Consider the following 23,560-nt stretch of genomic DNA (forward strand, 5'->3'; position numbering starts at 1 on the left):
TCTTAATAATTATTATAAATTCAATAGAAATACTGCTCTGAATTTTCAACTATTCATCTCACTTTTATATTTAAATATGTAATAGAAGAAATACTATTTGTTTTATTCCTAGGCTCTGTTTATTATTAGGAAGATTATTTAGTTTACCTTGATGGAAAATATCATGTCTGAATTAACAAAAACTCTATTAAATATCCGCAGCCTTCGTGCGTTCTCACGTGAATTAACTCTTGAGCAACTTGAAGAAGCGCTAGACAAGCTGACTATTGTTGTACAAGAGCGTCAAGAGTCTGAAGCTGAAGAGCGTGCTGCTAAAGCAGAGCAAGAAGCTAAGCTTTCTGCTATTGCTGAACAAATTGCAAAAGACGGAATTGATGTTGCCGATCTTATTGCTGCACTTTCTGGTGAAGCAAAATCTAAAACAACAAAAGCTAAACGCGCTCCTCGCCCAGCGAAATACAAATACGTAGACGCAAACGGCGACGAGAAGACTTGGACAGGTCAAGGCCGTACGCCTTCAGCTATCCAAGAACAGCTAGATGCTGGTAAATCTCTAGAAGAGTTTGCTATCTAAACATTTAGTTTACTTAGTGAGTAATCAATTACACGCTAAGCGATAGAATTAATATTTAAGTCGACCAAAGTATTATTTACGACTTCAATATATTCAGAAACAAAAAAGGCTCCTTTCGGAGCCTTTTTTATATTTGTACTATCAGTATTAGAAACCAACTGATACTGATAGTACTACTGATTAAAGAAAGTAACTTATCTTTCCCAGTACGCTTCTTCTAGGCTATCTTCTCTTTCAGGAAGGCCACGAGATAAACGTGGAGAGTGTTGAACCAACACTTCATAGCTAGCACGGTTAGAATATTTACAAACTTGTGAGAACGAAGAGTACGTCAAGAATGAATGTTGGTGTTTACTTGAGTTTGGCACGTTTTCTTTGTGGTACTTATTAGCAGCCATATCATGTAATAAAGCTGATAACGCAGCATCACCTGCACCATTGGTATTTTTGATCTTTTCTGGTCCACCCATGTATGGCGCAATGTGCGAATACACTTTAGTTGGGTTTTCACATAAATCTTTATGCGCAGGACGGCTAAATTCAAAACGGTTGAATTCCGCAATTGAACCTGGAAGTAAAGGCAGTGACGTTTCACGCTTAGCTGCATCTTCTGTATAACCAGCCATAAATAGGCCAACAGGTCCCGCAGTACATAGAACAAGGTCTACCCAGTCTAGCGCTTTATCTGATGCAGCCAGTGGATCGCTTTCACCCGTTAACGCTTCAGCTTCGTCTTCATTCATTGCAACAACCGTTACGTGTTGCTCAAGGAAATCTTTCCAGAATTCTGGATCATCTTGAATAACGAACTTAGTACCTAGTGTAAGAACGACTGGCACATCGTATTTCTTCGCGTATTCGATCGCTTTCATTGTTGCTTCAGGCATCGGGTCGCCTGGCTTACAGCGAACTAAATAAGCCGTTAAAACTAAAGCAGAAGCACTTTTGAAGATTTTTTCAGGAATGCTTTCTGGTTTTAATTGGTTCATTTGTCCTTCGCTAATTGCGAAAGTACGTTCACCGTCTTCTGTAATTAATGCAAAGCAGCGACCAATTGCGCCATCTACCCCTTGTAAATGGTTCAGATCCATTCTGCTTGATGTATTACATAAATAGCGATAACCGTAACTACCAATCTTAATATCTTGGCTCATTACACCTAACAGTGTAGAACGGTCATCCGCTAGCACTGAATAGTTGTGTAATGTGTTACCAATTGTGCCACCAGCGTATTCATTGGTAATCAGGCACTGCTCTTTTAATTCTTGATACAAAGATTCAGCGGCTGCGTCGCCAATAACCAGTGAATGTCCCTTGCTCAAACCATACTTCTCAATAAGTTCAGAACTCACCTTTGCTTCAATATCCACCAATGTTTGGTCAATACCGATAATATGAGTGCGTGACATTCTTTTACTGCTTTGAGCTTGGCTCACTAGAGGATCACGAGCGTGAACCGGAAAGTAGTGCTTTGATTTACGTTGTCCAGGGAATTTCATAGGGCTAGTCTAAGTCAAGGGGAAATAGGTGGCGGATTCTACCGCGCTATATTTAACGCGGCAATCTTTCAAACTATAGCAAACGTTTGCTGAAGGTTTTTTTTATTCGCCTTCCATAAAGCTTAAATCAGGCAGCATGCCCAAATGCTCTGCGTAACGTTTTTGATTAAACTCCGCGCCGTTTTTCATAACGTCAAATACTTCAATTGCCAGTGCACATGCCATAGCCGCAATTGCTTCTTCACGTGGAGTGCCTGTCATCATTAAACGCATCAACGTCTCTTTCACTTTCACTGGTTCGCCATCTTCAAGCTGGTTCTCGATGATCTCAATCAGCTCTTCTTCTTGCATAAATTCATTTTGTTCAGACATTTTTTTATCTCAGGTCTTGGATTTCGAGCGACTATGCCACATATACTTCTGACATCATAGCGACTCACCTCGCTCTCATGCGATTCTCTAACAAAGTCAGCGCACTATTTGTGCAAATGAAACTGTGATTCCGGTCTCGGATCTGTCACGGCGTTTCTCTTTCTGTTAGAATCTGCGACCAAGTAATAGTAACGGTGTTTAGACATGTCAGATATCAGCTCTGGAAACAGCGAAAAGAAAGTAATTGTCGGTATGTCCGGCGGTGTAGATTCGTCAGTATCGGCGTATCTTCTTCAGCAACAAGGCTATCAGGTAGAAGGCCTTTTCATGAAAAACTGGGAAGAAGACGATAACGAAGAATACTGCACGGCAGCTGAAGATCTTGCTGATGCTCAAGCGGTATGTGACAAACTAGGTATCCACCTTCACACTATCAACTTTGCTGCAGAATACTGGGACAACGTATTCGAATACTTCCTTGAAGAGTACAAAGCAGGTCGTACACCTAACCCAGATATTCTTTGTAACAAAGAAATCAAATTTAAAGCATTCTTAGAGTTTGCGGATGAAGTGCTAGACGCAGACTACATTGCGATGGGTCACTACGTTCGTCGTACTTTCCCAACTCAAGAAGAGCTTGATGCTGGCGTAAAACCAGAAATGCTACGCGGTCTAGACAGCAACAAAGACCAAAGTTATTTCCTATACACGCTAAGCTCAGATCAAGTGGCACGCAGCCTATTCCCTGTCGGTGAATTAGAGAAGCCAGAAGTGCGACGTATTGCTGAAGAGCAAGACTTGATCACAGCTAAGAAGAAAGATTCAACAGGCATCTGCTTTATCGGTGAGCGCAAGTTCACTGAGTTCCTAGGCAAATACCTACCAGCACAACCGGGTAACATCGAAACACCTGAAGGCCAAGTGATTGGTCAACACCAAGGTTTGATGTACCACACGCTAGGTCAGCGTAAAGGCCTTCATATTGGCGGCACTAAAGGTGGTGGCGGTAACGAAGAACCATGGTTTGTTGGTGAAAAAGACCTTAAGCGTAATGTACTTATCGCAGTACAAGGTAAAGACCACCCTCTTCTGAAATCAGAAGGCTTGATCGCATCTCAACTTCATTGGGTAAATCGCACACCAATTACTGAAGTTATGACATGCACGGTAAAAACACGTTACCGTCAAACAGATATTCCTTGTACAATCATCCCAATTGATGATGAGAACATTAAGGTTATTTTTGATGAGCCACAAATCGCAGTGACCCCAGGTCAATCTGCAGTGTTCTACCAAGGCGAAGTATGTCTTGGTGGTGGTATCATCGAAAAGCGCATCTAATCAATCAAACGACAAACGATAGAAGACAACTAGGAGTTACTACGTGGCTAATACACTTTATGACCGTACTATTGCTTTCGCCGGAATTTGCCAAGCTGTGGCTTTGGTTCAACAAGTAGCGAAAGACGGCCATTGTGATAAAGATGCCTTTGAAGCTTCACTCAGTGCCATTTTAAATACCAACCCATCGAATACCGTGGGCGTATTTGGACGTGAAGCGAACCTAAAGCTTGGCCTTGAGTGCTTAGTAAAAGGTATCGATAGTACTCCAGCAGGTAGCGATATCACGCGTTACATCATCAGCTTGATGGCGCTTGAGCGTAAGCTGTCTTCTCGCAACGACTCTATGTCTCAGCTTGGTGACCGCATTCAAACTGCAGAGCGCCAAACTGAACACTTTGATCTGTTTGACGAGCAAATGATCAGCAACCTTGCAAGTATCTACCTTGATGTCGTCAGCCCTATCGGCCCTCGCATTCAGGTTTCTGGTACTCCGTCTGTACTTCAGCAGACATCGAGCCAACATAAGGTTCGCGCACTGCTTCTATCAGGGATTCGAAGCGCTGTGTTATGGCGTCAAGTTGGCGGTAAACGTCGCCACCTTATCTTCGGTCGTAAGAAGATGATCGAGCAGGCTCAAATCCTACTAGCTCGAATGTAGTTTATTAGCTCGCGCCTCGTCGCGAGCTTGTTTTTTGTATCAACACAACTCTCACGCAAACGATTGCGCAATGTGCGTGACAATTGAGATTGTTACTGGTATAAACCTCTCAAAATTTAGAAAACTCAATTCAGGAGAACACCATGGAACTGTCAGCATTGACTGCTGTTTCACCAGTAGACGGCCGTTACGGAAGTAAGACTATTGCATTACGCAGCATCTTTAGTGAGTTTGGACTACTAAAGTACCGCTCTATCGTTGAAATTCGTTGGTTACAAAAGCTTGCAGCAACTGATGCAATCAAAGAAGTACCAGCGTTCAGTGCAGAAGCTAACCAGTTTCTTGATGAACTAGCCGCTAACTTCAGCGAAGAAGATGCTCTACGTATCAAAGAGATCGAGCGCACGACTAACCACGACGTTAAAGCGGTTGAGTACTTCTTGAAAGAGAAAGTTGCTGGCGTTCCTGAACTTCACGCTGTAAACGAATTTATTCACTTTGCATGTACTTCTGAAGACATCAACAACACCTCTCACGCGCTTATGCTTAAAGAAGCTCGTGACACAGTGATTCTTCCAGAAATCCGTAACGTAATTGATGCTATCAAAGCACTTGCGAACGAGTACCGTGATATTCCATTACTGTCTCGTACACACGGTCAGCCAGCTTCTCCTTCTACTATGGGTAAAGAGATGGCTAACGTTGCGTACCGTATGGAACGTCAATACAAGCAAATCGAAAACGTTGAGATCCTAGCGAAAATCAACGGTGCTGTAGGTAACTACAACGCACACCTTTCTGCATACCCAGAAGTTGAATGGCACCAGTTTAGCGAAGAGTTCATCACTGAATCTCTTGGCGTAACTTGGAACCCGTACACAACTCAAATCGAACCTCACGATTACATCGCTGAGCTATTCGATGCAATTGCTCGTTTCAACACTATCCTTCTAGACTTCGACCGTGACGTTTGGGGCTACATCGCTCTTGGTCACTTCAAGCAGAAGACTATTGCTGGCGAAATCGGTTCTTCGACAATGCCGCATAAAGTTAACCCAATTGACTTCGAAAACTCTGAAGGCAACCTTGGTCTAGCGAACGCAGTATTCAGCCACCTTGCACAAAAACTTCCAGTTTCTCGCTGGCAGCGTGACCTTACTGACTCTACGGTTCTTCGTAACCTAGGTGTGGGTGTTGGCTACGCAATCATTGCATACACTTCGACTCTGAAAGGTATTAGCAAGCTTGAAGTTAACCGCGCTGCGCTACTTGCTGAACTAGACAAGAACTGGGAAGTATTGGCTGAACCAGTACAAACAGTAATGCGTCGTTACGGCATCGAAAAACCATACGAGAAGCTAAAAGAGCTAACTCGTGGTAAACGTGTAGATGGCGAAGGCATGCGTGCATTCATCGATGGTCTTGAGATCCCTGAAGACGAGAAAGTTCGCCTGAAAGAGATGACTCCAGCGAACTACATCGGCCAAGCAATCGAGCTAACTGACAAACTGTAAGGTTCGAATTTCGAATCACAGAATAGACTAAGGCTTCCCATGTGGAAGCCTTTTTGTTGAGCGGAACAAAGTGTATTGAGCACAAGAGACGTCAGCAAAATAATACAAAGCAACCCAGTATCATTACCCTACTCATCTCAATCCGTGCGATATCAACCAATCAATATCGTAATGCTTCATCACCAGTAACCCTCTATCGCCAGACACCTATTCCTCGAATACTTACTGTCTTAGATGCCAAGATCAAAAAAGACCTCCCGAAGGAAGCCTTTCAAATGTATCTTGTCGATTAGCGACTGAAGAATACGTAGCGATTACATGTTACGTAGAGAAGCAATACGCTTGTCTAGCGGCGGGTGGCTCATTAGAAGCTCTGTTAGAGACTTCTTACCGTTGATACCAAATGCCATCATAGAACCTTCTAGTTGTGGCTCATGGCTCACCTTTAGACGCTCTAGCGCTGCAATCATCTTCTCTTTACCAACCAAGTGCGCAGCACCTGCATCAGCATGGAACTCACGGTGGCGGCTGTACCACATGGTAATGAAGCTCGCTAGGAAACCAAATACCAGTTCCAGCACCATAGACACACCAAAGTACACCATCATGTTGCTGCCACCCTCTTCTTCGTTGTCATTCGACGCAACAATGTTGGCGATGAAACGAGATAGGAAGATAACGAACGTGTTCACAACACCTTGCATTAGGGTCATCGTCACCATATCGCCGTTTGCGATGTGGCTAACTTCATGCGCTAATACCGCTTCAGCTTCGTCACGTGTCATGTTGTGCAGAAGGCCTGTTGATACCGCTACCAATGAATCGTCACGCTTAGCACCTGTTGCGAATGCGTTGATGTCTGGCGAATCGTAGATCGCCACTGTTGGCATACCAATACCAACTTGTTGAGCTTGACGGCTTACCGTCTCCATCAACCAATGTTCTGTTTCATTACGTGGGCTCTCAATGACCATGCCGCCAACTGAGCGTAGCGCCATTTTCTTTGACATCATTAATGAAATGAATGAGCCGCCAAAACCAAATACCGCAGCCATTAACAGCAAGCCTGAGAGGCTTCCTGGTTGCATACCTGTAACTGCGTATACAATATTAAGAACAACACTTAGTACCAATACAACCGCAAGGTTGGTTGCAAGGAACAACATTACTCGCTTCATTACTTATCTCCGCATGAAAGCTGTTTTTATAAAACTTATTGTTATAGACAAGGCAGACAGCAATTTATTCCAACCTTGAGACTTATACTTACTTATACATATAGTCTTAGATTAAGAAAACAAGGTTAAGCATTAAATTGCAACATTTGATTACGGGAGTGGTTCATTTCTCAATCGTCCATTAGACCTAAGTAGTATGGTTAACCACCAACGATCCGTTTAGAGTGTCAGTCAATTACTGTATTGGCTAGTTCATGGAACAAAAGGAAAGGATCATGGTTGAAGGTACTAACACTCAAATGGCTATCGATTTACTGTGCTGTCACCTAGGGATTACTGAAGAAGAAGCAAAGAAACAGATCGGTATTCTTACGCCACAAGCAGCGCAAACCAATATAACAGAGACACAACAAGCACTAATGGGACTTACAAAAGAACATTGATCCCAAGCTTAACTCTACACAGGCTTAAAATAGCAAAAGGGCTGCAATCGCAGCCCTTTTCTTATTTCTCGTATAACTTGAGAATTAAAGCTCAAGCAATGGCTGTACATTAATGTACTTGCCAATATTCTTAGACTTCGCTTTTGGGACGTAAGGGATCTCACCTAACTTTGGTGCACCTAGCTTATCTTCAAGCATCGCAATAATATCAGCGTAATGTTCAGTGCCTGGATTAATACGGTTTGCTACCCAACCAACTAAGTTTAGTCCGTCAGCACGAATCGCTTCAGCAGTTAGCAGTGCGTGGCTCAAACAACCAAGCTTAATACCCACAGTCAGTACCACTGGAAGCTGCTCTTTTTTAACCCAGCTAGACAAGTATTCATCATCTGAAACCGGTACACGCCAACCACCAGCACCTTCAACTAACACGATGTCAGAGTTTTGCTTATGCTCTTCCAGCTTTGCAGATAATACGGCTTCATCAATCACCACGCCGTCATGCTTAGCAGCGATGTGAGGCGATGATGGTAGCAACAACGCGTATGGATTGACGTCTTCGTAAGCAATATCTTGCGTCGCCGCTTCTTGAAGATGCAGTGCATCACTATTACGTAGTCCTTCAGGGGATTTTTCACTCCCTGCAGCAACTGGCTTGTAACCAATTGTTGATAAATCTTGTGCGGCCAAAGCTTGAAGAATCGCTTTTGAAACCACAGTTTTTCCCACTTCGGTATCCGTACCTGCAATGAATAATGCATCAATCATAATTGAATAACCCCTAAACAAACTTGATATGTTGCTGGTAAGAAACCTTGATGGTTCTTAAACTCTCGATATTCCCGATCAACAAGCTGCAACATGCGACGACTTGTTAAACCTTGTGAGCGACCACTTACGTGATTAGCGCCGATACCTTTAAGGTCGCGCATCAGTTCAAACGCAGTGTCGTACCAAACGGTGATGGTGGGCAAGTCTAGTTGATGAACGGTACAGCTAGATTGCGCTAACGCAATTTTTACCTTATTGATTGTAATAAAATGGTTAACGTGTTGATGTGCGTCAATTTTGGACCACGACTTTTTCAGTTCAAACAGCGACCCATCAAGCAAAGTTGAGAAAATAACACGCCCACCAGCCGCTGTAACACGCTTCATCTCTCTCAAAGGCGACGACAAATCGTCACACCATTGCAACGCAAGGCTAGAGAAAACGATGTCAAAGCACCCATCTTCAAACGGCAATTGTTCGGCATCGGCTTGTTGATATAAAGATACAGATGCACCACACCGCTTCTCTGCTGTTGCTAGCATTCCAACAGAAAGATCAGCGCAAACCACTTCGGCGCCTCGTTTTACAAGTTGCTCGGAGAAATAGCCAGTACCACAACCTAGATCCAGCACCTTAAAGCCTGACAGATCGCTGGGTAATTTATCCAGTAATCGGTGGCCAACATCGCGTTGAAATTCAGCGTGTTTGTCATAGGTTGTTGCCGCTTTACCAAAGGCTTCGGCAATCGCACTCTTATCTTGGCCAACGTAATTATGCACTACTGCTTCTTGTGACATTTACTGAGCCTCTTTATTTGATTCAAAGCTTGGATGGATACCCGGTTCAGTGCTTAAGTCGATGTTTCGTTCAATGGCTTGATGCAACGACCTGGTTAACTGGAGAATCTGTTTTGGGCTATGGTTAGCTGTTAACGTGATTCGTAATCGAGCAGTTCCAGCAGGTATGGCTGGCGGCCTTATTGCGGTCACCCAAACTTGGTTTTGCTTTAACTCTTCAGCTATTGATAATGCCGCTTGTGCTTCACCTATCACAAATGGCTTAATCGGAGTCTGAGTATCCACAAAGCCTTTCAAGCCGCTCACCTGCTCTGCATAGAGAGACCCTAACTCAGTCAGCTTTTCTCGGCGCCACTCTTGAGTTTGAATCATCTGACACGCATGAGATAAAGCCACCGCTTGTGAAGGTGGCATCGCCGTCGAGTACACATGATGACGAGCAAACTGAGTTAAGTAATCACCCACTTCTGACGAACAAAGAATCGCAGCACCAGAAACGCCAAATGCTTTGCCAAAGGTCACCACCAAAATATCGGGGGAGATTTGTGCTGCACTGCAACTCCCAGCTCCTTTATCACCTAATACGCCGATACCGTGGGCATCATCAACCGCCAACCAACTGTCGTATTGATGAGTCAGGTTAGATATCTGGCTGAGAGGCGCTTGATCGCCGTCCATGCTGAATACGCCCTCAGTGACGACCAAGGATTGTAGAGATCGGCTTAATAGAGACTCTAGATGCTGCGTGTCGTTGTGTTTAAAGCGTTTCATGGTTGCATGAGAAAGCATCCCCGCTTCCATCAAAGAGGCGTGATTAAGCTTGTCTTGCAGCAGAGAGTCGTCTTTTTCGAGCAGAGAAAACAACAAGGCTTGGTTCGCACTGAAACCAGAACTAAAGAGAATCGCACGTTCAAAGCCCAACCATTCACACAGCTGAGCTTCTAAATTTCTATGAGCAGGACTAAAACCCGTGACCAATGGCGATGCCGCACTGCCAGCACCATAAAGGGAAAGCCCCGCTTGCCACGCCTCTACCAATTCAGGGTCGTTCGCCAAGCCTAGGTAATCATTACTCGAAAAATTAATAAAGCGAGAACCTTCGCAATTAAGCAAAGGACCATTACTGTTTTCGAGCACTTTAAGTTGACGAGTTAGCCCCTGCTCACGGCGTTGAACAAGGGCATCTTTGATACGGGATTTAAACAGTGGCATCGTAGAACATGTCATCTTTCGTTGGACGAGCAGCAACGCGCTCCACTACTTGATCTAACAGTTCGTTTTCTTGAATTTCATCAGGCTTCTGAGCCACTTGTTGGCTGTTGATGCCTAACTTCTTAAACAGCTGCATGTCCGTGTCTTCATCTGGGTTTGGCGTAGTCAGTAGCTTACAACCGTAGAAGATAGAGTTCGCGCCAGCCATGAAGCACATCGCCTGCATATGTTCATTCATATTCTCGCGACCTGCAGATAGACGAACCGCTGACATTGGCATCATGATACGAGCAATCGCAATCAACTTAATGAAGTCAAAAGATTCAACATCATCGACGTTTTCCATCGGTGTGCCTTTCACTTTCACGAGCATGTTGATTGGCACACTCTCAGGGTGTACCGGAAGGTTCGCTAGCTCTACCAGCAGGCCTGCACGGTCATTGGTACTTTCGCCCATACCAATAATGCCACCAGAACAGATCTTCATACCGGCATCACGTACGTGAGATAGCGTATCTAAACGATCTTGGTAAGTACGAGTGGTGATGATGCTGCCGTAAAACTCGGGAGACGTATCAAGGTTATGGTTGTAGTAATCCAAGCCTGCATCCGCTAACTCGCCAGCTTGATCAGGGGTTAACATGCCTAGTGTCATACAGGTTTCTAGACCCATACCTTTCACACCTTTGATCATATCAGTCAAGTGAGGCATATCGCGTTCTTTCGGGTTTTTCCACGCCGCGCCCATACAGAAACGAGTCGAGCCCGCGTTCTTGGCTTTTTGCGCCGCATCCAAAACACGCTCTACTTCCATTAGGCGTTCTTTGTCGACATCCGTTCGGTAGTGAGCACTTTGAGGACAATACTTACAGTCTTCAGGACAAGCACCAGTCTTAATCGATAGAAGCGTACTCACCTGCACGTGGTTGTGCTCTTGGTACTGTCTATGAACCACTTGAGCTTCAAACATTAAATCCATAAACGGTTTTTCAAGCAGTGCTGTTACTTCAGCAACTGTCCAGTCATGACGAACTTCCACGTGTCGATCCTTTTTTATTATTTGATGTTTCATCTCTATCAATAGAGATTGCATTTATGCTTGGCTAGTCTACCGACAAGCTTTAGACTGTCAACATATTGATAATATCAAAAGTTTACATCTGGTTATTTTTTAATCACACCAAGAATGGAAGTTACTATGGATCTCGCCTTTGATCGCCAGCATATCTGGCATCCCTACACATCAACGTTAACACCTCTGACCTGCTACCCAGTCACCAACGCAGACGGTGTTTACCTAGAATTAGAAGGCGGAAAACGAATTATTGATGGTATGTCATCTTGGTGGTCAACCATCCACGGCTACAATCATCCAGAGCTAAACGCTGCAGCTCATAGTCAAATCGATAAGGTTTCACACGTTATGTTTGGTGGCATCACCCACCAGCCCGCTATCGATCTATGTAAGAAGCTTTTGAATCTCGCGCCAAGTAATCTTGAGCATGTATTTTTGGCCGATTCAGGTTCAGTTGCCGTAGAGGTTAGCCTCAAGATGGCATTGCAATATTGGCACGCTAAAGGACAACCTCGTTCAAAGTTCCTCACACTAAGAGATGGCTACCACGGTGATACCTTTGCGGCGATGTCAGTGACCGACCCTGACAATTCGATGCACAGCCTCTACAAAGGCTTTTTGCCGGAACATATTTTCGCTGATTCGCCAAAAACAGGCTTTTGGGATGAGTGGAACTCAAGTGACATCGATAGTTTTAAAGAAAAGCTAGCAGCACACCATCAAGAAGTCGCAGCGGTGATCTTAGAGCCAATCGTTCAAGGGGCTGGTGGCATGCGCATCTACCACCCTGAGTTCCTAAAACAAGTTCGCTTACTGTGTGATGAATTCAACGTATTGCTGATCTTGGATGAGATTGCGACCGGGTTTGGCCGTACAGGGAAACTATTCGCTTGTGAGCATGCCGATGTTCAACCGGACATCTTATGCGTAGGCAAGGCTTTAACTGGTGGTTATATGACATTGTCAGCGACGCTGGCGAGTAAAGAAGTTGCTGACACGGTATGTGGCGGTGAAGCGGGCTGCTTTATGCATGGGCCAACCTTTATGGGCAACCCATTGGCTTGCGCAGTCGGTGCGGCAAGTTTATCCATCATCGAGCAAGGCCATTGGAAAAATCAGACTCAACAGATTGAACAGCTCTTTTCTGAGTTGTTACCACCGTTGCGAGAACATGAACTGGTTAAAGACGTGCGTTGGTTAGGCGCTATTGCCGTCGTTGAAACTCACACACCCGTCGATATGGAAGCCATTCAAGCTCACTTTGTAGAGCAAGGCGTTTGGATCCGTCCGTTTGGTAAGCTAATTTATATGATGCCTCCGTTTATTATCAAACCACAACATATTGAGCAATTGGTCGCTGCTATCGACACTGCATTACAAAATACTCATTGCTTTAAATAAGGCGTTTATTGCTCTAAACAAGAGCGACGATTATTTCTATATATCTTCATTAATAAATCATTTAATTAAACTAAAAGGCCTTACATAAAAGTAAGGCCTTAACTGCTTGAAGGTAACCGTCAGTTTAACGTAATTGGCTATCTTTACTTGCTCGACGGTTAAACAATGAATGTCGATGTGCGTCATGCTCTAATATTGACTGACATTCTATACACAAACGAACGCCTTTGATCGCGCGTCGTCTTTGTTCCGGAATCTCATCACCACACTCATCACAATAACGCAAACCCTCACCACCTCGAAGGTTTCCTCTTACACGAGAGATCTCATCATCAATGGTATTTTGTATTTGCTGGCTGACACTATCGTCACCAGCCCATCCTACGGCCATAAGCCCTCCTCAGTATTTGAACGAGAAAATCTATACCTACCGCGGTAAGAGCATATTATAGCCACATTTAAGGATTGTAATAATTATCAAAATCAATAAAACACTATTACACATAGGTAACAAAAATTATTTATTTCTCGCCACTGCACTATTCTATAGGCAATAAAAAACCCAGCCTGTTGGCTGGGTTTTATAAGTAACCTAATGCTTAATCAATCTAATTAACCGATGTGCGTTACGCCACCCATGTATGGCTGAAGTACTGCTGGGATAGCAATACGGCCATCTGCTTCTTGGTTGTTCTCAAGAATCGCAACCATAGTACGACCAACAGCAAGACCAGAACCGTTTAGTGTGTGCACAAGTTCAGGTTTCTTCTCGCCTTTACGACGGAAACGAGCTTGCATACGACGAGCTTGGAAATCCCACATGTTTGAACAAGATGAGATTTCACGGTAAGTCTCTTGTGCTGGAACCCATACTTCTAAGTCGTAAGTTTTCGCAGCGCCGAAGCCCATGTCACCAGTACATAGAACCACTTTACGGTAAGGAAGCTCTAAAAGTTGAAGTACTTTCTCAGCGTGACCTGTTAGCTCTTCAAGAGCAGCCATAGAGTCTTCTGGCTTAGTAATTTGTACTAGTTCAACTTTGTCGAATTGGTGCATACGGATAAGACCACGAGTGTCACGACCGTAAGAACCTGCTTCAGAACGGAAACATGGAGTGTGAGCTGTCATCTTAAGTGGCAGTTCAGCTTCGTCTGTAATGGTATCGCGAACCATGTTCGTTACCGGTACTTCCGCAGTAGGGATAAGTGATAGCGTCTTAAGAGGAACATCACTTACTTGCTCAGTTAGCGGGCTTGTGTGGAACAAGTCTTCGCCAAACTTAGGAAGTTGACCTGTGCCATATAGGCTATCGTGGTTCACTAGGTACGGTACGTACATTTCTGTGTAGCCGTGCTCATCAGTGTGAAGGTCCAACATGAACTGAGCAATCGCACGGTGTAGACGTGCAAATTTGCCTTTCATCACGATGAAACGAGAACCAGAGATTTTTACTGCGCTAGCAAAATCAAGACCGCCAGACATTTCGCCAAGATCAACGTGATCTTTTACTTCGAAGTCGTAAGTCTTAGGTTGACCCCAACGAGAAACTTCAACGTTATCATCTTCGTCTTTACCTTCTGGCACAGACTCGTCTGGCAGGTTTGGAATAGACATAGTGATTGTTTCTAGATCAGATTGAAGCTCAGCCAGTGCTGCTTTAGCTTGGTCTAGTTCTGCGCCTAAGTTGCCTACTTCAGCAAGGATACGCTCAGCTTCTTCATGGTCGCCTTTTGCTTTCGCTTGACCAATGGACTTCGATCGAGAGTTACGTAACGCTTGTAGCTCTTCAGTTTTCATCTGAAGGGACTTACGTTTTTCTTCAAGTTCACGAATTGTCTCTACATCAAGGGCGAAGCCTCGACGTGCTAATTTTGCCGCTGTTTCATCCAGCTCAGCTCGAAGTAATTTAGAATCCAGCATTGCTAATCCTATGCTTTAGTTATTTGAATATTCAGTAGTTTGTTACTGAATCACTGCTAAACCCCTAAAACTGGTGCTATTTCGACCAATTTATAACGATTTAATTTAAATTTTATGACTAGGTAACGATATCCAAAAAAGACTACTTTTCATAGCGTTTTTGTGGGCTTTTTGCGTCCAAATCCGCCAGATAATCTAGCTTCTCGCCAATTTTGGTCTCTAAGCCTCGTTTTGTTGGGAAATAGTATTGCTTCTCTCCCATTTCAGGAGGCAAGTACTTTTCACCTGCCGCGTAGGCTCCCGGTTCGTCATGAGCATAACGGTATTCTTGTCCGTAGCCCATGTCCTTCATCAAGGTTGTTGGTGCATTTCGCAAATGATGTGGCACTTCGTACTCAGGAAGGTTATGAGCATCGGTTAACGCCTGCTTCCAAGCCGTATAAACCGCATTACTCTTTGGTGCACACGCTAAATAAACAACTGCCTGTGCAATCGCGCGCTCACCTTCCGCTGGCCCAATGCGTGTAAAGCAATCCCAAGCTGACATCGCAACCTGCATGGCACGAGGGTCAGCGTTACCGATATCTTCAGAAGCAATCGCCAGCAAGCGTCTAACGATATACAAAGGATCACAACCCGCAGCAATCATTCGTGCTGACCAGTACAAGGCCGCATCAGGGTTTGAGCCACGAATTGACTTATGAACCGCGGAGATTAGGTCGTACCAAATATCACCCTTGTTATCGAAACGAGCGACTTTCTCACCAGCCACTTCAGCCAACAACTGCAAGGTTATCGCTTTCTCGCCTTTATCGTTGTCTTCTGCCATGTCATACAGCAGTTCAAGGTAGTTAAGCGACATACGCGCGTCGCCGTTAACCAGTTCTGCAAGGCGATCTAAAACATTATCAGCAAAATCAACAGGCACATCACCTAACCCACGTTGCTTATCTTCAATCGCTTGGCGAATGACAAGAGAAATATCATCTGTGTTCAGGGACGTCAGTTTGTAGACACGCGCACGTGACAACAAAGCGTTGTTCAGTTCAAAAGATGGGTTTTCTGTCGTCGCACCAATAAAGGTCACGGTGCCATCTTCGATATGAGGCAGAAAAGCATCTTGCTGACTTTTGTTAAAGCGATGGACTTCGTCCACAAACAGGATGGTTCTGCGCCCTGCTTGCTTGTTCTCGCGCGCTTTTTCAATTGCAATACGAATGTCTTTTACGCCCGAGGTTACCGCCGATACGCGTTCCACTTCAGCATTCGCATAGTTTGCTGCAACTTCGGCTAACGTCGTTTTACCGGTGCCCGGAGGCCCCCACAAAATCATCGAGTGGATATGGCCCGCTTCCAACGCTCTGCGAAGTGGTTTACCTGGGCCTAATATATGCTGCTGACCGATGTACTGTTCGACAGTTTCCGGTCTCATACGAGCAGCAAGGGGACGAAAATCTTCGTCCCCCGCAAAATCTAAGCTGTAATTACTCAATTGCAATCTCTTGATTCGTTGATGGCATTAATGCCTATCGACGTACTACCAAACGATCTGCTTGTTTAGATCAGTTTCTTTGGTCGTCGACCTCGACACCTTCCGGTGCCACAAAAGTAAAGCGGTCTGCTGCAGGTTTACCCAAATCAACATTGCTAAAGGTAAACTCACCTTTTTGACCGTCTTGTTCAATCACATTAAAGCCCTGAACAATGCCCTTTTCGGTGATATTAATCTGGAAGTCGCCCTGATTAGAATCGACAGCAGTTGGCGTTAGCGTGAATTGGTTACCCGTTTGCGCCACATTATAGTTATCCCAATCACTTTCTTGGTTACGTGTAAGCAGGACAAAAGGTGTCTGTGATGTCGCTTGCTCTTGCCAATAAATGCTCACTTGCTCAATGAACGGGCTGTAGTACCACAAGCTTTGGCCATCAGATACCAACAAGTTTTCATCAGGGAACGTGGTCTCCCAGCGGAACAGGCTTGGGCGTGCAATCTCTACCGTGCCCTCACCTTCCATAACAACATCACCATCAGGGCTGGTCACGACTTGTTTAAAGTCAGCGCTGAAGCCTGCGTTTAATGCCAAGCGGCTACTCAACTCTTCTTTCGGAGAAGCAAACACTGAGAAGCTCATAAATAAAAGTGCGAATACTTTTTTCATCAATAATCCTGTTAGAACATAAGTCGGTCATATTTTCGATTTGACCGACTGAATAGTTATGAGTTCCTACCGGAACTAATCTTTTGGTGGCGCTGGTGCTAAGACTTCTCGGTTACCGTTATGACCTGGAGCACTTACGATACCTTGAGCTTCAAGTTGCTCGACAATACGTGCAGCACGGTTGTAGCCAATCTTGAATCGACGCTGTACGCCTGAAACTGAGCCACGACGTGAATGAACAACGTGTTCTACCACTTGATCAAACAGAGGATCGACCTCTTCATCACCTTCCATCTTCTCACCCGGAAGCAAGGTTTCTGGGGTTTGTTCGCCGTTGGTGATTTCATCAATATAGTTTGGCTTACCACGCGCTTTCCAGTTATTCACGACTGCGTGTACATCGTCATCAGATGCAAAGGCACCGTGAACACGAGTTGTATGGCTAGAACCAGGAGGCAAGTAAAGCATATCACCCATGCCCAATAGTGATTCCGCACCACCTTGGTCAAGGATAGTTCGTGAATCCGTTTTAGTTGATACCGTAAAGGCCACACGGGTTGGAATGTTCGCTTTAATAAGACCAGTAATAACATCCACTGATGGACGTTGCGTCGCTAGGATCAAGTGAACACCCGCCGCACGTGCTTTTTGTGCCAAACGTGCAATCAGTTCTTCAACCTTCTTACCAACCACCATGATTAGGTCGGCAAATTCATCAACGATAACCACAATGTAAGGCAGTTTCTCAAGCAATGGCGCTTCTGGGTCCATGCTGTCGCCCGGCTTCCACAGTGGATCGTGAATTGGGTGACCCGCTTCCGCTGCCATCTTAAGCTTATCGTTGTAACCTTTAATGTTACGAACGCCTAATGCTGACATCAGCTTATAACGTCGTTCCATCTCGCCAACACACCAACGAAGGGCGTTCGACGCATCTTTCATGTCGGTTACCACTTCAGACAATAGATGAGGAATACCCTCATAAACCGATAGCTCAAGCATTTTCGGGTCGATCATGATGAAGCGAACATCTTCCGGTGATGCTTTGTAAAGCATACTCAGAATCATTACGTTCACACCTACCGACTTACCAGAACCGGTTGTACCTGCAACCAGAACGTGAGGCATTTTCGATAGATCAGCAATAACGGCTTCACCAGCGATGTCTTGTCCTAGAACCACTGTCGTTGGCGATTTCGCTTCTTGGAACTGAGGGCTAGCAACCACGTCTGAGAAGAATACCGTTTGGCGACTCATATTCGGCAGTTCTAAGCCAACATAAGGTTTACCCGGAATCACTTCTACGACACGTACTGCCAATGCAGAGAGCGAACGCGCTAAGTCCATAGAAAGGCCAGAAATACGGCTTACTTTCACACCTGGAGCCAGATCAAGTTCGAATCGAGTGATTACTGGACCTGGGAAAATGTCGACAACGTCTGCTTTGATCTTGTAGTCCGCTAGCTTAGATTCAACAAGACGAGCAATTGCCTCTAGCGCATCACGGTCAATAAAGGTTTCACGCTTTTCAGGGTGGAATAACAATTCAAGCGTGGGTAATGGCTCAGCAGGCTTAGGTAAATTAACATCTTGTTGAACCAAGAACGGATTCTGCGCCGCTGCCATATTCGCTTGGGCTTCAGAAACAATGCTTTGGAATGCGGCGACATCTTGATCTTGATCTTGATGCGCAGGTTCTTCTTCCGTTACTTCTTCCCAAGGAAGATCAACAGTTGGCTCTAGGTTTTGTGCTGTTGGCTGTTCAGGTTCTGAATGTTCTTCTTGATAAGGGAAAGGTTCAAACTGTTCTTCGATTAATGCTGCGTCAGCTAATTCAGCTTCAGCCTGTTCTGATTCAAGCTCTGAGCCCTGTTGGTAGCTTTGCTCTTCCGTAACATCAAACGGTGAAGGTTGTGCAGAGAAATCGTCTTCCACGGTTGCTTCTGGCTCGCCCATAGGTGAAGCGTATAAAGATTCAGGTTGAACATCTTCAGAACCAAATTCGCCATTTACTTGTGGTGAGCTATCTAATTCTGGTTCAGCACTTCTAAGGTCAGCATGAGCAGGGCCAACTTCTGGTTGTTCGTTCTGCATGTATTGTTGGTAAGCAACCTGAGAATCATGCGCGTCAACCTGATCTTGTTCTGCTAGGTCATCTTCATACATGGCCGCATTTTCTAGCTGCTCTATCGTTGCATTCAACTGTTTAGAGCGCTCAATACCTTCTTCTAGCGGTTCTTCTGGCGCTTGGTAAACAGCTGCTGCAGGGATCGTTTGCTCTGACTCAATTACCGCTTGAGGCTGAACCTGAGGTTCTTCATGAACAGGAGCTTCTTGTTTCGCAGGAGCATCGACAGGCATATGAATATTGTAATGACGCTTCGGCGATGCAGCATTGTCTCGCGCATTTGTCGCCACGTCTGCCGACTCATTGGTCGCAGAAAAACTCATCGCAGGATCTAGCGGATCATGCTCTGTTGATTCTTTGTTGCCTTCTATAGCAGGAACATCGCGGTAAGTTGGCGCTTGATGCTGCTGATGACGTTCTTCGATTAAATCGCGGTCTGCTGATTCTCTTAATTGAGGCTCAAGCAGCTCTTGGTCTTGGCCACGAGCCTTATTAACAGTAGACGTGAAAAATTTGATGGCACATTCACCCAACCATTCCACAATGCTTAGCCAAGAGATACCGGTTAATAGAGTGAAACCAGCACCCCATAAGAAAAGAAGAACCAGCGTACTACCAAGAATATTCAACGTTGGAAGTGCAAGGCTTGTTAAAACGTCACCTACCACGCCACCGGATGAAAAGTACCAGATGTCGTCAAAGTTGATATCCGCTAAACCACAACTCGTAAGAATTAGGATAGTCAGGCCAAGTAAGCGAGTGCCCCACAGCATGAAGTCGATCTGCTCGTCTTCATTACGTTTGCGGAATAAAACCCACGCAGCAACCGTCACTAAGATAGGCAGAGGGTAAGCCAAAGAGCCAAATACGAAGAAAAGCGTATCCGCCAACCAAGCACCTAGGTAGCCACCCGCATTTTGAATGTCACCACCCCACGCCGTTTGCGACCATGATGGGTCTGCAGGACTAAAAGTTAATAACGCAACGGCAAGTAGAATAGAGAAGAGAACACCGAGAATCAGACTGCACTCTTTGAGACGTTGAGAACCACTCAAACGAGGAGACTGAGGCTCTTCACTCGTTTTAATGATTGTTTCTACTTTATTACTGCTCTGCTTGAACATAAACCAACTTAATAATTAAACGGGATAAAAACATCTCGAGCGGCCAAAGCCGCTCGTTTCAATGAAACTACTGTTGATTTAACCATATCAAACAGAAAAACCCAATTCCAGAAAGCAAGAAAGCGGAACAAATGTCCGCTTTCTTTCATTTCACCAATTGTGACTAACGAGTTTTAATCACAAGTTGATTGGTTTGTTTCACTTCTTCCATTACTACGTAAGTTCGAGTGTCGTTTACGCCCGGTAGACGAAGTAACGTATCACCCAGTAGCTTACGGTAAGCACCCATATCAGATACACGTGTTTTTAGAAGATAGTCAAAATCACCCGACACTAAATGACACTCTTGGATGTCATCCAGTTTCTGCACAGCGGTGTTGAATTGTTCGAACACATCTGGCGCACCACGGTTCAACGTAATTTCAACAAACACTAAAAGTGAAGCATCAAGGTACTGTGGGTTCAGCAACGCTGTGTACCCAGTAATGTAACCTTGACGTTCTAAACGACGAACACGTTCAAGACATGGAGTTGGAGAAAGTCCTACTCGTTTTGAGAGTTCAACGTTTGAGATACGACCGTCTTTTTGCAACTCATTAAGAATGTTGCGGTCAATACGATCTAGTTCCTTGGACGGCTTCTTATAATTGTCTGCCATTTTTTATTCCACCTTATTACTTCCTTGCAAAAAAATATACTACAACTTTTTAATATTCAGTATCAAATTTTACCTAAACCTATCTATACTAGATATTAATTCGACAGAATTACCCTACACATAGATAAAACAACCAAAATAAAATGAGGAGTCAGGATGATCATTGGCGTACCTAAGGAAATCAAGAACCACGAATACCGCGTTGGTATGACCCCAGCTAGCGTGAGAGAACTAATCTCACACGGCCACCAAGTTTTTGTAGAAACCAATGCCGGTACTGGTATCGGTTTTTCAGACGATGATTACATCGCTGTAGGCGCATCCATTCTTCCTACTGCTGCTGACGTTTTCGCGAAAGCAGAGATGATTGTAAAGGTTAAAGAACCTCAAGCTGTCGAGCGAGCTATGCTTCGCGAAGGGCAAATATTATTTACCTATTTACACCTTGCACCAGATTTTCCACAAACTGAAGAGCTTATCAAGAGCAAAGCTGTCTGCGTAGCCTATGAGACTGTAACAGATAATATGGGTCGCTTGCCACTATTAGCACCAATGTCTGAAGTAGCTGGTCGTATGTCTATTCAAGCAGGTGCACAAACATTAGAGAAATCTAACGGTGGTTGTGGTCTTCTTCTTGGTGGCGTTCCAGGTGTTGAACCAGCAAAAGTTGTTGTTGTTGGTGGCGGTGTTGTAGGTGCTAACGCAGCACGTATGGCTGTAGGCCTTCGCGCTGATGTTACAATTCTTGACCGTAACGTAGATACACTGCGTCGACTTGATGAAGAATTCCAAGGTCGCGCAAAAGTGGTTTATTCTACTGAAGACGCCATTGAGAAGCATGTTCTAGAAGCAGACCTAGTAATTGGTGCAGTACTAATTCCTGGCGCAGCAGCTCCAAAATTGGTTACAAAAGAGCACATCGCTAAGATGAAGCCAGGTTCAGCAGTTGTTGATGTTGCAATCGACCAAGGCGGTTGTTTCGAGACTTCTCACGCAACCACTCACGCAGACCCAACTTACATTGTTGATGACGTAGTTCACTACTGTGTTGCAAACATGCCTGGCGCTGTTGCTCGTACTTCAACTTACGCACTAAACAATGCAACACTTCCTTACATTGTTAAGCTAGCGAACAAAGGCTACCGCGAAGCACTTCTATCTGATGAAGGCTTCCTAGAAGGTCTAAACGTTATTCACGGTAAAGTAACTTGTAAAGAAGTTGCAGAAAGCTTTGACCTTGAATACGTAGACCCAGCAGAAGCAATCGCAATGTTTAACTAATGATGTAATGACTAACTGAACGCAATAATCTTCTCGTTGAAGCGTTTAGTTAACTCATACACATTAAACAAAAAGCCAGTACGACATTATGTCGCGCTGGCTTTTTTGCATTAATGGATTTAGTTCGTAAAAACACGTAACAGTACGGTTTACCACTAGCGCTCGATTTTAACCCCATGAATCAATAGATTTCTTGGCGTAATACTGCGTTCACAGAACTCTTCAATCGTAGCTTCATAACCTTGCTCTTGCAGATAGATAGCGCGATCTAAAGCCAGCCATATCTCTAATGGTCGTCTAAAGACTTGTTGAACCAAACTCAGCTTTTCCATTTCCCAGAAAAGCGCTTCGCCTTGAATCAAATAAGAGTCAAAATCAATATCTGAGCCCAGCGATAGCTCTTTCACTTCAGATGCCCAACGGCAGAAAGATTCAAAACCCTCAGCTAACTCTGATTTTTTGATGCTCGGTACAGGAATGTATTCGTCAATGTTAAGTTCAGCCTTAAGCAACTGGCTGAAGCCTAGACGATAGCTCATCTCTAGTTGACGATGTCTTTTTACTCTTTCACCACCAGTAACGGTTTCTTGAAGCGGGATTCTCAAGTCGCTCTTACTTAACGTTAATGCTGAGCTTTTCGCGATAGAAGACATCGCTTGATAGTTTTCGTCTCGAATAAGATGATAACAACAAGGAGAAATAGTGACCGCTGGTAGCCCATGTGACACTGACTTTTTAACTAGCTCAACATGAAGATCACCACAAGCATGAAGGGCCACGGCATGTTGGTACGAATTAAACACGTCATCGGCCTTGTCTAAAAACGCATCTCCTTGAACAAAATCCATCGCTAACTTCTGGTCATCCGCAATCTTTTGTCCGCTTTCGCATAACGATTGCTGCCATTCAAAGCTAGTGACTTTTTGATCCGATTGCTGAGATAGGATTCGACCAAGAAAGCCTTTACCAGAACACCATTCGAGCCACTCTTTGCCATGGTGATGGCCTAATGCAGCCTCGCCCATTGCGACAATTTGATGTAGCTTTCGACCAGGAATACCATCAGCAGTACCACGTGGGAGGTCTAAACCAACCAAAGCAGTGTTATCGAACTGGATGTTTTGGGTAGCAGTTTCTAATTCAGGTAGGAAACGAGTCAGTTCCTCAATCAAAAGCTGAGGCTGCTCTTTTAAGGTTTGAATGCTTTCATTATCTAAGCTTTCTAACCAATCAACGAGTGGACGATTGACCTCTTTCCACGGCTGCTGTTGAGTTTGGCATAGGTGAAAAGGCTCTGAACGCCAGTAAATCTGGTGCTCTAGCAAAAATGAATCGAGTATTTTAAATCGTGAATGCATGCTTCCCCCTATGATGCGTGGATTGTAGGGGTAAGAGGTCGAAATGGAAAGGCTCGATAAAGAAAACGAAAACTAAAAGCCCAAAAGAAAAACG

General features: G+C 44.6%; 21 protein-coding genes. 7 read left to right on the top strand and 14 right to left on the bottom strand.

The annotated features are described in order from the left end of the window. The first annotated feature begins 163 nt into the window (after nt 1-163). Nucleotides 164-574 carry an H-NS family nucleoid-associated regulatory protein gene (locus AB4138_RS01660; RefSeq protein ID WP_017060262.1) on the top strand — a complete coding sequence of 137 codons (411 nt, stop codon included), beginning with the start codon at nt 164-166 and terminating at the stop codon, nt 572-574. Between the two features lie 194 nt (nt 575-768). Here the strand turns inward: AB4138_RS01660 and AB4138_RS01665 are convergent, their stop codons facing one another. Next, a complete protein-coding gene (locus tag AB4138_RS01665; protein ID WP_017060261.1) occupies nt 769-2,073 on the bottom strand; it encodes an inosine/guanosine kinase in 1,305 nt (434 codons plus the stop codon). A gap of 102 nt (nt 2,074-2,175) precedes the next feature. After that, nucleotides 2,176-2,445, bottom strand: a complete 270-nt coding sequence (locus AB4138_RS01670) for a hypothetical protein (protein WP_010439986.1) — start codon at nt 2,443-2,445, stop codon at nt 2,176-2,178. 204 nt (nt 2,446-2,649) lie between these two features. On the opposite strand from AB4138_RS01670, the gene mnmA reads away from it, so the two are divergent. The 3 genes from mnmA (at nt 2,650) to purB (ending at nt 5,961) form a co-directional block, all read left to right on the top strand. Then, complete coding sequence (gene mnmA / locus AB4138_RS01675) at nt 2,650-3,786, top strand: tRNA 2-thiouridine(34) synthase MnmA (RefSeq protein WP_017060260.1); 1,137 nt, start codon at nt 2,650-2,652, stop codon at nt 3,784-3,786. Nucleotides 3,787-3,829: 43 nt separating this feature from the next. Further along, the gene (hflD, locus tag AB4138_RS01680) at nt 3,830-4,447 is read left to right on the top strand and encodes a high frequency lysogenization protein HflD (protein ID WP_017060259.1); all 618 of its coding nucleotides are present in this window, start codon (nt 3,830-3,832) and stop codon (nt 4,445-4,447) included. A gap of 143 nt (nt 4,448-4,590) precedes the next feature. After that, the gene (purB, locus tag AB4138_RS01685; protein WP_017068077.1) at nt 4,591-5,961 is read left to right on the top strand and encodes an adenylosuccinate lyase; all 1,371 of its coding nucleotides are present in this window, start codon (nt 4,591-4,593) and stop codon (nt 5,959-5,961) included. A 314-nt stretch (nt 5,962-6,275) separates the two neighbouring features. Here purB and htpX read toward each other — a convergent pair whose 3' ends face one another. Beyond that, nucleotides 6,276-7,139, bottom strand: coding sequence for a protease HtpX (gene htpX, locus AB4138_RS01690; protein WP_102344686.1), 864 nt, complete (start codon nt 7,137-7,139; stop codon nt 6,276-6,278). A 275-nt stretch (nt 7,140-7,414) separates the two neighbouring features. Here htpX and AB4138_RS01695 point away from each other — a divergent pair, with 275 nt between their 5' ends. Continuing rightward, on the top strand, nt 7,415-7,582 hold the full coding sequence (locus tag AB4138_RS01695) for a hypothetical protein (RefSeq protein WP_017057057.1): 168 nt from the start codon (nt 7,415-7,417) through the stop codon (nt 7,580-7,582). Nucleotides 7,583-7,666: 84 nt separating this feature from the next. On the opposite strand, the gene bioD is transcribed toward AB4138_RS01695, so the two are convergent. The 4 genes from bioD to bioB are packed head-to-tail and all read right to left on the bottom strand — an operon-like array spanning nt 7,667 to nt 11,401. Beyond that, nucleotides 7,667-8,350, bottom strand: coding sequence for a dethiobiotin synthase (bioD, locus tag AB4138_RS01700; protein WP_017065314.1), 684 nt, complete (start codon nt 8,348-8,350; stop codon nt 7,667-7,669). After that, nucleotides 8,347-9,150, bottom strand: a complete 804-nt coding sequence (bioC, locus tag AB4138_RS01705) for a malonyl-ACP O-methyltransferase BioC (RefSeq protein ID WP_017060254.1) — start codon at nt 9,148-9,150, stop codon at nt 8,347-8,349. The genes bioD and bioC overlap by 4 nt, the downstream gene beginning before the upstream one ends. Then, nucleotides 9,151-10,362 carry an 8-amino-7-oxononanoate synthase gene (gene bioF / locus AB4138_RS01710; protein ID WP_372304891.1) on the bottom strand — a complete coding sequence of 404 codons (1,212 nt, stop codon included), beginning with the start codon at nt 10,360-10,362 and terminating at the stop codon, nt 9,151-9,153. Next, nucleotides 10,349-11,401, bottom strand: a complete 1,053-nt coding sequence (gene bioB, locus AB4138_RS01715; RefSeq protein WP_372133380.1) for a biotin synthase BioB — start codon at nt 11,399-11,401, stop codon at nt 10,349-10,351. Before bioB ends, bioF begins: the two co-directional genes overlap by 14 nt. Nucleotides 11,402-11,560: 159 nt before the next feature. Here bioB and bioA point away from each other — a divergent pair, with 159 nt between their 5' ends. Further along, nucleotides 11,561-12,838 (top strand): adenosylmethionine--8-amino-7-oxononanoate transaminase, encoded by a 1,278-nt coding sequence (gene bioA, locus AB4138_RS01720; RefSeq protein ID WP_372304785.1) that lies wholly within the window; start codon nt 11,561-11,563, stop codon nt 12,836-12,838. Between the two features lie 124 nt (nt 12,839-12,962). On the opposite strand, the gene AB4138_RS01725 is transcribed toward bioA, so the two are convergent. From AB4138_RS01725 to lrp, 6 genes are all read right to left on the bottom strand, one after another. Further along, nucleotides 12,963-13,229, bottom strand: coding sequence for a DksA/TraR family C4-type zinc finger protein (locus AB4138_RS01725; protein ID WP_017060251.1), 267 nt, complete (start codon nt 13,227-13,229; stop codon nt 12,963-12,965). Between the two features lie 221 nt (nt 13,230-13,450). Then, nucleotides 13,451-14,758 (bottom strand): serine--tRNA ligase, encoded by a 1,308-nt coding sequence (serS, locus tag AB4138_RS01730; protein WP_004741995.1) that lies wholly within the window; start codon nt 14,756-14,758, stop codon nt 13,451-13,453. Between the two features lie 142 nt (nt 14,759-14,900). Continuing rightward, nucleotides 14,901-16,256 carry a replication-associated recombination protein A gene (locus tag AB4138_RS01735; RefSeq protein WP_017060249.1) on the bottom strand — a complete coding sequence of 452 codons (1,356 nt, stop codon included), beginning with the start codon at nt 16,254-16,256 and terminating at the stop codon, nt 14,901-14,903. Between the two features lie 64 nt (nt 16,257-16,320). Further along, nucleotides 16,321-16,917: an outer membrane lipoprotein chaperone LolA gene (lolA, locus tag AB4138_RS01740; protein WP_017060248.1), complete on the bottom strand. Its 597-nt coding sequence runs from the start codon at nt 16,915-16,917 to the stop codon at nt 16,321-16,323. Nucleotides 16,918-16,992: 75 nt separating this feature from the next. Continuing rightward, nucleotides 16,993-20,169 carry a DNA translocase FtsK 4TM domain-containing protein gene (locus AB4138_RS01745; protein ID WP_372304788.1) on the bottom strand — a complete coding sequence of 1,059 codons (3,177 nt, stop codon included), beginning with the start codon at nt 20,167-20,169 and terminating at the stop codon, nt 16,993-16,995. Between the two features lie 163 nt (nt 20,170-20,332). Next, nucleotides 20,333-20,827, bottom strand: coding sequence for a leucine-responsive transcriptional regulator Lrp (lrp, locus tag AB4138_RS01750; protein ID WP_004734558.1), 495 nt, complete (start codon nt 20,825-20,827; stop codon nt 20,333-20,335). Nucleotides 20,828-20,983: 156 nt separating this feature from the next. On the opposite strand from lrp, the gene ald reads away from it, so the two are divergent. Beyond that, nucleotides 20,984-22,108, top strand: coding sequence for an alanine dehydrogenase (ald, locus tag AB4138_RS01755; RefSeq protein WP_017060246.1), 1,125 nt, complete (start codon nt 20,984-20,986; stop codon nt 22,106-22,108). 155 nt (nt 22,109-22,263) lie between these two features. Here ald and AB4138_RS01760 read toward each other — a convergent pair whose 3' ends face one another. Continuing rightward, complete coding sequence (locus AB4138_RS01760) at nt 22,264-23,466, bottom strand: methyltransferase (RefSeq protein WP_372304791.1); 1,203 nt, start codon at nt 23,464-23,466, stop codon at nt 22,264-22,266. Nucleotides 23,467-23,560: the final 94 nt, after the last annotated feature.

The organism is Vibrio sp. 10N.286.52.C3 (assembly GCF_041468865.1).
In the GTDB taxonomy this organism is placed as follows: Bacteria; Pseudomonadota; Gammaproteobacteria; order Enterobacterales; family Vibrionaceae; genus Vibrio; species Vibrio crassostreae_C.

What these genes read in the sequence shown, in the direction of transcription:
- AB4138_RS01670 (WP_010439986.1), bottom strand. Translation starts at nt 2,445, where the DNA reads ATGTCTGAACAAAATGAATTTATGCAAGAAGAAGAGCTGATTGAGATC.
- AB4138_RS01760 (WP_372304791.1), bottom strand. Translation starts at nt 23,466, where the DNA reads ATGCATTCACGATTTAAAATACTCGATTCATTTTTGCTAGAGCACCAG.
- AB4138_RS01665 (WP_017060261.1), bottom strand. Translation starts at nt 2,073, where the DNA reads ATGAAATTCCCTGGACAACGTAAATCAAAGCACTACTTTCCGGTTCAC.
- lolA (WP_017060248.1), bottom strand. Translation starts at nt 16,917, where the DNA reads ATGAAAAAAGTATTCGCACTTTTATTTATGAGCTTCTCAGTGTTTGCT.
- AB4138_RS01745 (WP_372304788.1), bottom strand. Translation starts at nt 20,169, where the DNA reads ATGTTCAAGCAGAGCAGTAATAAAGTAGAAACAATCATTAAAACGAGT.
- AB4138_RS01695 (WP_017057057.1), top strand. Translation starts at nt 7,415, where the DNA reads ATGGTTGAAGGTACTAACACTCAAATGGCTATCGATTTACTGTGCTGT.
- bioC (WP_017060254.1), bottom strand. Translation starts at nt 9,150, where the DNA reads ATGTCACAAGAAGCAGTAGTGCATAATTACGTTGGCCAAGATAAGAGT.
- AB4138_RS01660 (WP_017060262.1), top strand. Translation starts at nt 164, where the DNA reads ATGTCTGAATTAACAAAAACTCTATTAAATATCCGCAGCCTTCGTGCG.
- serS (WP_004741995.1), bottom strand. Translation starts at nt 14,758, where the DNA reads ATGCTGGATTCTAAATTACTTCGAGCTGAGCTGGATGAAACAGCGGCA.
- htpX (WP_102344686.1), bottom strand. Translation starts at nt 7,139, where the DNA reads ATGAAGCGAGTAATGTTGTTCCTTGCAACCAACCTTGCGGTTGTATTG.
- AB4138_RS01725 (WP_017060251.1), bottom strand. Translation starts at nt 13,229, where the DNA reads ATGGCCGTAGGATGGGCTGGTGACGATAGTGTCAGCCAGCAAATACAA.
- ald (WP_017060246.1), top strand. Translation starts at nt 20,984, where the DNA reads ATGATCATTGGCGTACCTAAGGAAATCAAGAACCACGAATACCGCGTT.
- purB (WP_017068077.1), top strand. Translation starts at nt 4,591, where the DNA reads ATGGAACTGTCAGCATTGACTGCTGTTTCACCAGTAGACGGCCGTTAC.
- bioA (WP_372304785.1), top strand. Translation starts at nt 11,561, where the DNA reads ATGGATCTCGCCTTTGATCGCCAGCATATCTGGCATCCCTACACATCA.
- lrp (WP_004734558.1), bottom strand. Translation starts at nt 20,827, where the DNA reads ATGGCAGACAATTATAAGAAGCCGTCCAAGGAACTAGATCGTATTGAC.
- bioF (WP_372304891.1), bottom strand. Translation starts at nt 10,362, where the DNA reads ATGCCACTGTTTAAATCCCGTATCAAAGATGCCCTTGTTCAACGCCGT.
- bioD (WP_017065314.1), bottom strand. Translation starts at nt 8,350, where the DNA reads ATGATTGATGCATTATTCATTGCAGGTACGGATACCGAAGTGGGAAAA.
- mnmA (WP_017060260.1), top strand. Translation starts at nt 2,650, where the DNA reads ATGTCAGATATCAGCTCTGGAAACAGCGAAAAGAAAGTAATTGTCGGT.